At 76.1% G+C, this 9,813-nt stretch carries 11 protein-coding genes, 2 tRNA genes and 1 pseudogene; 12 read left to right on the top strand and 2 right to left on the bottom strand.

Annotated elements, in window-relative coordinates; translation table 11 throughout:
* A pseudogene (locus ECOMGDLI_RS20850) lies at positions 1 to 437 on the bottom strand (hypothetical protein); the annotation flags it as partial.
* A gap of 16 nt (positions 438 to 453) precedes the next feature.
* Between ECOMGDLI_RS20850 and ECOMGDLI_RS20845 the strand changes: the two are divergent.
* Positions 454 to 813 carry a hypothetical protein gene (locus tag ECOMGDLI_RS20845; RefSeq protein WP_088318783.1) on the top strand — a complete coding sequence of 120 codons (360 nt, stop codon included), beginning with the start codon at positions 454 to 456 and terminating at the stop codon, positions 811 to 813.
* 6 nt (positions 814 to 819) lie between these two features.
* Here ECOMGDLI_RS20845 and ECOMGDLI_RS20840 read toward each other — a convergent pair whose 3' ends face one another.
* On the bottom strand, positions 820 to 2,880 hold the full coding sequence (locus ECOMGDLI_RS20840; RefSeq protein ID WP_088318782.1) for a methyl-accepting chemotaxis protein: 2,061 nt from the start codon (positions 2,878 to 2,880) through the stop codon (positions 820 to 822).
* Positions 2,881 to 3,105: 225 nt separating this feature from the next.
* On the opposite strand from ECOMGDLI_RS20840, the gene ECOMGDLI_RS34785 reads away from it, so the two are divergent.
* The 11 genes from ECOMGDLI_RS34785 to ECOMGDLI_RS20785 all read left to right on the top strand — a co-directional run bounded on the left by ECOMGDLI_RS34785 (position 3,106) and on the right by ECOMGDLI_RS20785 (position 9,792).
* Positions 3,106 to 3,267 carry a hypothetical protein gene (locus tag ECOMGDLI_RS34785; protein WP_158221088.1) on the top strand — a complete coding sequence of 54 codons (162 nt, stop codon included), beginning with the start codon at positions 3,106 to 3,108 and terminating at the stop codon, positions 3,265 to 3,267.
* Between the two features lie 73 nt (positions 3,268 to 3,340).
* Positions 3,341 to 3,413: transfer RNA gene (locus ECOMGDLI_RS20830), tRNA-Thr, on the top strand.
* Positions 3,414 to 3,452: 39 nt separating this feature from the next.
* Positions 3,453 to 3,528 (top strand) — tRNA-Met (locus tag ECOMGDLI_RS20825).
* Positions 3,529 to 3,642: 114 nt separating this feature from the next.
* Positions 3,643 to 3,813 (top strand): 50S ribosomal protein L33, encoded by a 171-nt coding sequence (gene rpmG / locus ECOMGDLI_RS20820; protein WP_088285129.1) that lies wholly within the window; start codon positions 3,643 to 3,645, stop codon positions 3,811 to 3,813.
* A gap of 138 nt (positions 3,814 to 3,951) precedes the next feature.
* On the top strand, positions 3,952 to 4,398 hold the full coding sequence (locus ECOMGDLI_RS20815) for a MaoC family dehydratase N-terminal domain-containing protein (protein WP_088318780.1): 447 nt from the start codon (positions 3,952 to 3,954) through the stop codon (positions 4,396 to 4,398).
* Position 4,399: 1 nt separating this feature from the next.
* A complete protein-coding gene (locus ECOMGDLI_RS20810) occupies positions 4,400 to 4,843 on the top strand; it encodes a MaoC family dehydratase (RefSeq protein WP_088318779.1) in 444 nt (147 codons plus the stop codon).
* A gap of 82 nt (positions 4,844 to 4,925) precedes the next feature.
* A complete protein-coding gene (locus tag ECOMGDLI_RS20805) occupies positions 4,926 to 6,170 on the top strand; it encodes an MFS transporter (protein WP_088318778.1) in 1,245 nt (414 codons plus the stop codon).
* A 21-nt stretch (positions 6,171 to 6,191) separates the two neighbouring features.
* On the top strand, positions 6,192 to 7,280 hold the full coding sequence (locus tag ECOMGDLI_RS20800; protein ID WP_088318777.1) for a UDP-N-acetylmuramate dehydrogenase: 1,089 nt from the start codon (positions 6,192 to 6,194) through the stop codon (positions 7,278 to 7,280).
* A 70-nt stretch (positions 7,281 to 7,350) separates the two neighbouring features.
* Complete coding sequence (locus ECOMGDLI_RS20795) at positions 7,351 to 7,872, top strand: hypothetical protein (protein WP_088318776.1); 522 nt, start codon at positions 7,351 to 7,353, stop codon at positions 7,870 to 7,872.
* Complete coding sequence (locus tag ECOMGDLI_RS35410) at positions 7,778 to 8,614, top strand: hypothetical protein (protein WP_198955045.1); 837 nt, start codon at positions 7,778 to 7,780, stop codon at positions 8,612 to 8,614. Before ECOMGDLI_RS20795 ends, ECOMGDLI_RS35410 begins: the two co-directional genes overlap by 95 nt.
* A gap of 137 nt (positions 8,615 to 8,751) precedes the next feature.
* A complete protein-coding gene (locus ECOMGDLI_RS20785; RefSeq protein ID WP_088318775.1) occupies positions 8,752 to 9,792 on the top strand; it encodes an adenosine deaminase in 1,041 nt (346 codons plus the stop codon).
* The last annotated feature ends 21 nt before the right edge of the window (positions 9,793 to 9,813 follow it).

The raw sequence follows: 9,813 nt of genomic DNA, 5'->3' as shown, positions 1-9,813 counted from the left end.
CGGGTCGGCACCGCCCGCTTCGCCGCGGCCGCTGCCGCCCTGCTCGCGCTCGTCGGCGCCAGCACCGCCGTCACGCTCCTGCGCCCCGCGGGGGACGCCCCGGCCTCCGCGGCGGCCTCGGGTGCGCCGGCGCCCATCGCCCCGGCGGCCCTGCCCGTCGGCGGCCCGACGACGTCCCTGCCCGTCACGACGTCCGGTCCCGCGAGCGCCACGACCACCGGGCCGACGGTGTCCCCGACCGCGACGACGAGCGCGCCGACGACGGGCCCGGCGACCTCGGCCCGGCCCGCGTCCGCGACGCGCGCCCGGACCGCGACCTCCTCGCCGACCCGCACGACACCCGCCCGCACGACGACCACGACCGCCCGCACGACGACCACCACGACGAAGCCCGCGGCGACGACCCGGTCGTACTCGACGTCCGTCGCCGCGGCCAAGGAGGTCGTCGCCGGCGTGGCCGTCTCCGCCGGCAGCACGGTGAGCGTCCGGGCCGGCGGGTCGGTCGTCGGCGGCTACTTCGCCGTCGACTCGTGCACCGGGCAGAACGAGTTCGCGCCGTCCGGCGCCCGCTCGGTGACCGGCGGTGCCGGGTCCTGCCCGCCCCTGTACGACGCCACCGAGGCGGTGCTGCCGGGCGCACCGATCGGTGCGCTCCTCGTGCGCGTCGGCACCGGGGGCTGGTCGCTCGCCGGGGGCTCGAGGTCGTTCACGGCGGCCTCCGGCGGCACCGTCGCGTTCACGGTCAACGACCTCAAGCGCTCGGACAACAGCGGCGAGTTCTCGGTGACGTACTCGGTGACCGCCCCGGCCTGACCCCGGTCACGCGGAGCGGTAGGCGGCCAGGTAGTCGGCGAGCGCCCGCTGCGCGTCGGCGGGGACGTCGGTGTACTCCAGGCCGGCGTCCTGCCCGCCGCCCGACGTGCGGACGACCCGCGCGCCGACCGTCCAGGTCCCGGTGTCGAGCACGAGGTCCAGCCGCAGGCCCTGCCCGGCGGCGAGCGACGTGCCGGCCGGCTGCCGCAGCCGCGTGCCCTGCTCGCTGATGTCGGTCACGACCGTCTCGTACGCCCTCCCGCCGACGTGGACGACGGCCGGCGTCGTCACCGGCACCCGGTCCGCGGCCCGGCGCTCGAGCCCCTGCGTCAGGCTCGACATCGTCCGGATGCGGTCGATCGCGTCCCGGACGCCCGTGGCGAGCCGTTCCACCGCCTCCTGCTGCCGCGCGGTGAGCGCGGTGACGTCCCCGGAGGCCGCGTCGATCCCCGTGACGTTGTCGGCCATGACCTCGATCGCGCGGGCCACCGCGGCCGCCCCGGCCTCGAGCTCGCCGATCGTCGCCGAGATCTCGCCGGTCGACGTCGCGGTGCTCGCGGCGAGCTCCTTGACCTCGCGCGCGACGATCGCGAACGACAGCCCGGCCGCCCCGGCCCGCGCGCTCTCGATTGTCGCGTTGAGCGCCAGGAGGTTCGTCTGGGACGCGATGCCGGCGATGAGGTCGGCGATCCCGCCGACCCGGCGCAGGCTCTGGCCGAGCGACCCGACCACCTCGTCGGCGGTGCCAGCCTGGGCGACGAGGGTCCGGGTCACCTCACCGGTCCGGGCCACCCGCCGGTCGATGCTCCCCGCACCCGACCTGACCTCCTCGACCTGCTGGACGACGCGTTCCAGCTCTGCGACGACCGCCTCGGACGTCTCGTCGATGACCGCCTGCGCGCGGGCCCGCATCTGCCGGCTCGACTGCTCCTGGCGGCGGTGGCTGTCGCGCAGCTGCTCGGCCCGTTCGGCGTGCGCGCGGTCGATCGCCTCCCGGTGGGCGGCCGTCGCCTCGATGGCGTCGTTGACGGCCTGCGCCATCCGGCCGATCTCGTCGGCCCGCGAGACCGGCGCCCGCAGGTCGAGCCGGCCGCCCGCGAGCGACTCGGCGACGAGCGTCACGGCCTCGACGGGGACGGCGATGCCGCCCGCGAGCCGGCGCGAGACGAGCGCGATGACGACGGCCGCCACGGCGACCGCGGCGAGCACGACCGCGACGAGCGCACCGGTGAACGGCCGCGGGGCCGGTGCGGAGACCTCGAGCCGCCACCGGTTCGCGTTCGTCGCCCCGAGGTCGACGACCTGCGCCGCGCGGACCGGGCCGGCGCCCGCCCACCCGGCGTCCCGCCGGAACGGCGCGTCCGTGATCGCCGCGGCCGACCCGGTGTCCGCGACGACGTCCCCGGTGCCGACGTCGACGACGCGCACCCGCATCCCCGGGGCCGCCGCGTGCGCGAGCTCGGTGCGGACGGCGTCCAGGTTCGCCTCGAAGTGCAGGAGCGCGCGGTTGCGGCCGTCGACGGCGACCGGGGTCGAGTTCGAGACGACCCAGCGGCCGCTGTCCACGGAGACGTACGGGGCGTTCTGCCAGACGGTGCCCGGCTCGAGCCGCAGCGTCGGGGCGGAGAACGGCGCCGCGGACTCGTCGGGGGACAGGTCGCCGAGCAGCGCCACGCCGCCGCGCACCTGCCGGGCCAGCTCCGGCCCCTCGCCGTCGATGTAGCAGGCCTCGTCGATGAGCGCCGGGTACACCTCGTGCAGCCGGACGAGGGTCGCCTCGATCCGGCCGCGCAACGCGGCCCGGTCCTGCGGACGGGTGTACCAGTCGGTGAGCGAGGCGTCCGACGCGGCGACGAGCAGGTTGTCCCGCCAGGCGCCGAACAGCGCCGTCAGCTGCTGCGCCGACCGCACGGCCTGGGACCGGGCCGCGGCCGCGGCCTGCTGGTCCGCCTCGTGCTGCACCTGGACGGCGAGGAGCAGGACGGCGGTGCAGACCGCGGCCAGGGCGACGGCGACGATCCGCACCGTGAGCGCGCGGCGCAGCGAGCGACGACCCGAGGTGTTCACCCCTTGGTGATCGGTGCCGCCGTCGACCCGCTGTACCCGGAGATCGTTTTCCTGCTTCGCGGCCGTGGCGCCCGCGGCGGGGGACCGGGGCGCAGGACATACGGCTCTGGCCCGGCCTCGGCCGCCGGGGTGCGATGGGACCGCGGCCGTCGGGACGCCGCCCGGCGCCCCCGCCTCGAGCGGCGGCCGCGGAGCGGGGCGACCGTCATGCGCAGGATCGTCGTCATGAGCGTCGCGGGGCTCGGCGTCCACGACGTCCCCGAGGAGCGGCTCGCAGCGCTCGTGCACGCGGAGGACGCCGACGAGGTCGTCCTCGTGGACAACGACGAGCCCGGGCCGGAGGCCGCCAGGAGGGTCGCCCTCGCCAACGCCTGCGAGGGCCCGTAATGCGATTTCTCGCCGGGCCCGGTGGCCGTGTACCGTAGGCGATCGTCGCCCGGCGTGCCGGGCGGTGCAGCCGGCCCCAATAGCTCAGTCGGCAGAGCGTCTCCATGGTAAGGAGAAGGTCTAGGGTTCGATTCCCTATTGGGGCTCTCGTCGCAAGACCTGGTCCGCCGGGTGCTTGCGATCCCGGCGGAGTAGCTCAGTTGGTAGAGCAAGCGGCTCATAATCGCTGTGTCGTGGGTTCAAGTCCCGCCTCCGCTACCACACGGGTCCGGCCCGCGGTTCGACCGACACCTGGTCGTCGCGTAGGCTTGTCCCTCGCGTGCGCTTCACGACGACCTTCCGCTGATTCTCGCTTGACTCCAGAGAGGCACGACCGTGGCCAGCAAGTCCCAGGATGTCCGCCCCAAGATCACCATGGCCTGCACGGAGTGCAAGGAGCGGAACTACATCACGAAGAAGAACCGCCGCAACGACCCCGACCGCATGGAGCTCGCGAAGTTCTGCCCGCGCTGCACGAAGCACACGGCGCACCGCGAGACCCGCTGACGTTCCGGCACCCGCACTCCGACGACGGCCGCCCCTCGGGGCGGCCGTCGTGCTTTGCCCGCCGGGTCGATAGGTTGCCCAGGCACCGACGGCCGCGGACGCCCCGGCCGGACGAACGATCGTGACGAGGAGGCCCGGATGGCTGTGAACCCGGACATCGTGGGGCGGGAGTACCCGCCCGAGTCCGTGTACGAGGTGAGCCGCGAGAAGATCGCCGAGTTCGCCACGGCCATCGGCAGCACCGACCCGGCGCACTTCGACGGTGACGCCGCCCGCGCGCTCGGCCACCCGGACGTCATCGCCCCGCCGACGTTCGCGGTCGTCATCGCCCAGCGCAGCGAGGCCCGGGTCATCCGTGACCCCGAGGCCGGGATCGACTACTCGCGGGTCGTCCACGGCGAGGAGAAGTTCGTCCACCGCCGCCCGATCACCGTCGGGGACGTCCTCGTGACGACCTCGTACGTCGACTCCGTGCGCTCCGCCGGCGGCCACTCGATGGTGTCCACCCGGTCCGAGATCGCGACGCGGGCGGGCGAGCCCGTGAGCACCGTGACGTCCACCATCGTCGTCCGAGGGGGCGAGTGACATGACCGGCACCACCACGACCCGGCCCTCCTTCGACACCGTCGCCGTCGGCGACACCGTCGCCGAGCGGTCCTTCACGCTGCAGCGGCTCGACCTCGTCAAGTACGCGGGCGCGAGCGGGGACTTCAACGTCATCCACTGGAACGAGCGCGTCGCGACGTCCGTCGGCCTGCCGAACGTCATCGCCCACGGCATGCTGACGATGGCCACGGCCGGCCGCCTCGTCACCGACTGGGCCGGCGACCCGGGCGCGGTCGTCGAGTACGGCGTCCGGTTCACGAACATGGTCCCCGTGCCGGACGACGGCGCGGGCGCCACGGTCGTCGTGTCCGGCGTCGTCGCCACCAAGGACGAGGAGGCCCGCACCGTCCGCGTCGACCTCACGGCGACGTGCGACGGGTCCAAGGTGCTCGGCCGGGCCCAGGCGGTCGTCCGCCTGCCCTGACCGGCCGCACGACCTGGCCGGCCGCCCAGCCCGAACGGCCGCGGAGCACCGCGACCGGCCCGACCCGAGGAGCTCCCCGCCCGTGCACGACGACGTCCTCGCCGCCGGGGCGGCCGCCGACCTGCGCGCCCGCCGCGCCCGGACCGCCACCTACTGGGTCTTCGGCGTCAACGGCTGCCTGCTCTCCACGTGGGCGTCCCGGCTCCCGGCGATCCGGGACGCCCTGGACCTGAGCCCGAGCGGGATCGGGTTCGTGCTGCTCGCGGTCTCCGTCGGGGCGATGGCCGGGCTGCCGCTGTCCGGGCCCGTCGTGCACCGGCTCGGTCCGGCCCGCACGGTCGCGGCGGCGTCCGTCGTCTGCACCCTCGGGGTCCTCGGGGTCGGCCTCGCCCCGACGGTGCTCGTGCTCGTCCCCGTGCTCTTCCTCGTCGGGCTCGGCAACGGCCTGTGGGACGTCGCGATGAACGTCGAGGGCGCCGAGGTGGAGCGCCGCCTCGGTGTCGAGATCATGCCCCGGTTCCACGCCGCGTTCAGTCTCGGCACCGTGGGCGGCGCCGGGCTGGGCGCCGTCATGGCCGGGTTCGACGTGCCGGTCGCGGTCCACCTGCCGCTCGTCGCGCTCGCCGTGCTCGGCGCCGCGTACGCCTGCACTCGGGCGTTCCTGCCGGGCGACCACGTCCGGACGGCGGCCGCCCCGGACGAGCCCCGCACCGAGCGGCGCGGCTCCGGCGCGCTCGCTGCCTGGACCGAGCCGCGCACCCTGCTGCTCGGCCTCATGGTCCTCGGGATGGGGATGTCCGAGGGCTCCGCCAACGACTGGATCGCCGTCGGCATGGTCGACGGCTACTCGGTCGACGACGGCATCGGCGCGGCCGGCTACGGCTGCTTCGTCGCCGCCATGACGCTCGCCCGGTTCACCGGCCCGTGGTTCCTGCGCCGGGTCGGGCGGGTCGCGGCGCTGCGGGCCGGCGCGCTCGCCGTCCTCGTCGGGGTCTCGGTCTTCATCCTCGGCTCCCGGCTCGTCGGGGACGTCCCGCTCGCCGTCCCGCTCGCCGTCGCCGCCCTCGGCACCCTGCTGTGGGGCTGGGGCGCCGCGCTCGGCTTCCCGGTCGGGATGAGCGCGGCCGCGGACGACCCGGTCCGGGCCGCGGCCCGGGTCAGCGTCGTCGCGACCGTCGGCTACACCGCCTTCCTCGCCGGGCCGCCGTTCCTCGGGCTGCTCGGCGACCGGTTCGGGGTCGTCCCGGCGCTGTCCGGGGTCGCCGTCGCCGTCGCGCTGTCCCTCCTCGCCGCCGGTTCGGCGCGCCCCCTGGCGCCGTCGGAGTGACGGAGGGTTAGGGTCGAGGTCGTGACCGAGACCTCAGCGGCCACGTCGTCGCCCGGGGTTCCCGGGCAGGCCCTCGCGCTGGCGGATCTGACCACCCTGCGCGTCGGGGGCCCGGCGCGGACCCTCCTGCACGCGACGACGACGGACGCCCTCATCGAGGCGGTGAGCTCGTGCGACGCCGCCGGCGAGCCGGTGCTCGTCCTCGGCGGCGGGTCGAACCTGCTCGTCGGGGACGACGGCTTCGACGGCACCGTCGTGCGGGTCGGCACCCGCGGGGTGGACGTCGACGCGGCCGACCGCTGCGGCGGCGTCTCGCTGCGCGTGGCCGCGGGCGAGCCGTGGGACGACCTGGTCGCCCTCACGGTGGCGCGCGGCTGGGCCGGCGTCGAGGCGCTGTCCGGCATCCCCGGCTCGACCGGCGCCACGCCGCTGCAGAACGTCGGCGCCTACGGCCAGGACGTCGCGGAGACCGTCGCCACCGTCCGCACCTGGGACCGGCAGGACCGCCGCGTCGTCACCATGGCCAACGCCGACCTCGAGTTCGGCTACCGGACGTCGCGGCTCAAGGAGGAGCGGTTCCGTGGCGGCCCGCGCTACGTCGTCCTCGAGGTGACGTTCCAGCTGGTCATCGCCGACCTGTCCGGCCCGGTCCGGTACGCCGAGCTCGCCCGCACGCTCGGCGTCGAACCGGGCGGCCGGGCCCCGACGGCGGCGGTCCGGGAGGCGGTGCTGGGCCTGCGCCGCGGCAAGGGCATGGTCCTGGACGCCGCCGACCACGACACGTGGAGCGCCGGCTCCTTCTTCACCAACCCCGTCCTCGACGTCGCCGCGGCCGCCGCGCTGCCCGAGGGCGCCCCGCGCTGGCCGATGCCGGACGGCCGGGTCAAGACGAGCGCCGCGTGGCTCATCGAGCACGCCGGGTTCGCCCGCGGCCACGGCCTGCCCGGCCCCGCGTCGCTCTCGACGAAGCACACCCTCGCGCTGACCAACCGCGGCACGGCCCGGGCGGCGGACGTCCTGGCGCTCGCCCGCGAGGTGCGCGACGGCGTCCGGACGGCGTTCGGCGTCACCCTCGTGCCGGAGCCGGTCCTCGTCGGCTGCGTGCTGTAGCGGCCGTACCCGGGCCGCCGGGCCGGGCGCGGGGGTCAACCCCGCACCCCCGGCTGCCGAGGACCAGGACATGGACCGGCCGGGCCTCGACGCCCTCTACGCGATGGTCGTCGACGACGCCCTCGGCACGCTCGCGCCGCGGGTGCAGGCCGGGCTCGCCGGGCTCATGGTCGTCGCGGCGCTCTGGGCGGCGCTGCGGCCCCGTCCGCTGCCCGTCGTCGGGTTCCTCGCCGCGGCCTTCGTCTTCGGCCGCGCCAACCACGCCTTCGAGGGGCCGGTGCTCGTCTCCTTCACGCCGGGCCACGGCCTGGTCCTCGCGGACCTGGCGCCGGTCGCCCTGCTCGGGCTCGTCGTCGTCCGGGCCCTCGTCGTCCGGGGCCCGCGCGTCCGGGGCTCCCGCGTCCGGTCCTCCGGCGTCCAGTCCGGCCCGGTGTCTGACGGCTCACACCCGGCCCCCGCCGCGCGTGAGGCGGAGCCCGGTGGGTACCGGGACACCCATGGAGCACTTCGAGTTCGACTTCGCCCTTCCCCTATCGCTGCCGCTGCGGTTCCTCGGGGTCCGGCCCGGCACCGCGCGCGTCGAGGTCGGTGACGAGCACCTCGAGGTCTCGTTCGGCCCGTGGCGCCTCGTCACCGCGCTGAGCAACGTCGAGGACGTCACCGTGACCGGGCCGTACAACCCGCTCAAGGCCTACGGGGTCCGGGTCTCGCTCGCCGACCTCGGCGTCACGTTCGGCACGACGACGGCGCAGGGCCTGTGCGTCACCTTCCGCGAGCCGGTCGCCGCGGCCGTCCCGGGCGGCCTGCTGCGCCACCCGTCGATGACCGTGACGGTCGCCGAGCCGGAGCGGCTCGCACGCGTCCTCACCCGCGTCGCCGGCGCCCCGCGCCCGCTGCTCGCGGCCGTCGAGTCGGACGTCGTCCCGACCGTCCCCGTGCTCGAGCCCGCCGAGGACCGCCGTGACCGCGAGTCGGCCTCCCGCCGGGCCCGCAAGGCCGCCCGCACCCGCGCCGAGCACCGGGCCCAGGAGCAGGCCGAGGCCGAGCGCGCGGCCGCCCGCCGGTCCGCGGCCGCCAAGCGCGGTGCCGCCAAGCGCAGTGCCGCCAAGCGCAGCGAGCGCAGCGCCGTGACCGAGCCGGTCGGCGACGCGCTGGACACCGCGCAGCGCACCGCCGGGCGCACCGTCGAGCGCACGGCCAAGCGCGCGGCGAAGGCCGCCGACCGGACCGCCGACCGGGCCGCCAAGCGCACCGCCAAGCGCACCGCCAAGCGCACGCCCGCCAAGCGCACGCGCACCGCGGCGTCCACTGCGGGGCCCGGCGTCTCCGCCTGACCATGACCGCCGCCGCTCTACCCGTCGGGTGCTTCCGGGTGTCCTTCGGGTAGACGGACGGCGATCGCGGGGGAGACGTTCGCCCGGACGGCGGGGTTGGTGAGCGGAGCGTCGCCGGACGCTGGCAGACTGCGTTCATGGAGGGCACGGGAACCGCACGCACGATCGAGTCGCTGCCCAAGGCCCACCTCCATCTGCACTTCACCGGCTCCATGCGGCCGTCCACGCTCAAGGACCTCGCCGCCAAGCACCGCATCCGGCTGCCGGAGAGCCTGCGCGAGCAGCACCTGCTCCGGCTCACCCCGGACGAGCGGGGCTGGTTCCGCTTCCAGCGCCTGTACGACGCCGCGCGCAACTGCGTCCGGGACGCCGCCGACATGCGCCGCATCGTCGTCGAGGCCGCGGAGGACGACGCCGCCGAGGGCTCCGGGTGGCTCGAGATGCAGGTCGACCCGACGTCCTACGCACCGCACGTCGGCGGACTCACGAACGCGCTCGAGATCGTCCTCGACGCCGCCCGGGAGGCGAGCCGGACGACCGGCTGCAGCGTCGGTGTCGTCGTCGCCGCGAGCCGGATCCGGCACCCCCTCGACGCCCGCACCCTCGCCCGGCTCGCCGCCCGGTACGCCGGCGACGGCCCCGGGGACGTCGTCGGCTTCGGGCTGAGCAACGACGAACGACGCGGCTCCACCGAGGAGTTCGCCGCCGCCTTCGGGATCGCCGCCCGGGCCGGGCTCGCGAGCCTGCCGCACAGCGGCGAGCTGCTCGGCCCCGACCACGTCGACACGACCCTGCGCTACCTGCGGCCCGCGCGCCTGGGCCACGGCGTGCGCAGCGGCGAGGACCCGGACGTGCTGGCCCGCGTCGTCGACGCCGGGATCGCCCTCGAGGTGTGCCCGGCGAGCAACGTCGCGCTCGGCGTCTACCCGACGCTCGCCGAGGTCCCGCTGCGCCCGCTCGTCGACGCCGGCGCCGTCCTCGCCCTCGGCGCCGACGACCCGCTCCTGTTCGGCCCGCGGCTCGCGGCGCAGTACGAGGCCGCCCGCGACGTCCACGGCTTCGACGACGCCGGCCTGGCGCACCTGGCCCGCAGCTCGATCGAGGCCTCCCGGGCGCCGGCCGACGTCCGCAAGCGCCTCCTGACCGCCGTCGACGACTGGCTCGGCGCCCCGGCCTGACCGCACGCCGGGGGAGCGGCC

The organism is Kineosporia sp. R_H_3 (assembly GCF_002198675.1).
Classification (GTDB): Bacteria; Actinomycetota; Actinomycetes; order Actinomycetales; family Kineosporiaceae; genus R-H-3.
Note: the sequence above shows the minus strand (reverse complement) of the source record. Positions and strands in the feature narration are given on the sequence as shown.

What these genes read in the sequence shown, in the direction of transcription:
- ECOMGDLI_RS35410 (WP_198955045.1), top strand. Translation starts at nt 7,778, where the DNA reads ATGGAGCACTTCGAGTTCGACTTCGCCCTTCCCCTATCGCTGCCGCTG.
- ECOMGDLI_RS20815 (WP_088318780.1), top strand. Translation starts at nt 3,952, where the DNA reads ATGGCTGTGAACCCGGACATCGTGGGGCGGGAGTACCCGCCCGAGTCC.
- ECOMGDLI_RS20785 (WP_088318775.1), top strand. Translation starts at nt 8,752, where the DNA reads ATGGAGGGCACGGGAACCGCACGCACGATCGAGTCGCTGCCCAAGGCC.
- ECOMGDLI_RS20795 (WP_088318776.1), top strand. Translation starts at nt 7,351, where the DNA reads ATGGACCGGCCGGGCCTCGACGCCCTCTACGCGATGGTCGTCGACGAC.
- ECOMGDLI_RS20810 (WP_088318779.1), top strand. Translation starts at nt 4,400, where the DNA reads ATGACCGGCACCACCACGACCCGGCCCTCCTTCGACACCGTCGCCGTC.
- ECOMGDLI_RS34785 (WP_158221088.1), top strand. Translation starts at nt 3,106, where the DNA reads ATGAGCGTCGCGGGGCTCGGCGTCCACGACGTCCCCGAGGAGCGGCTC.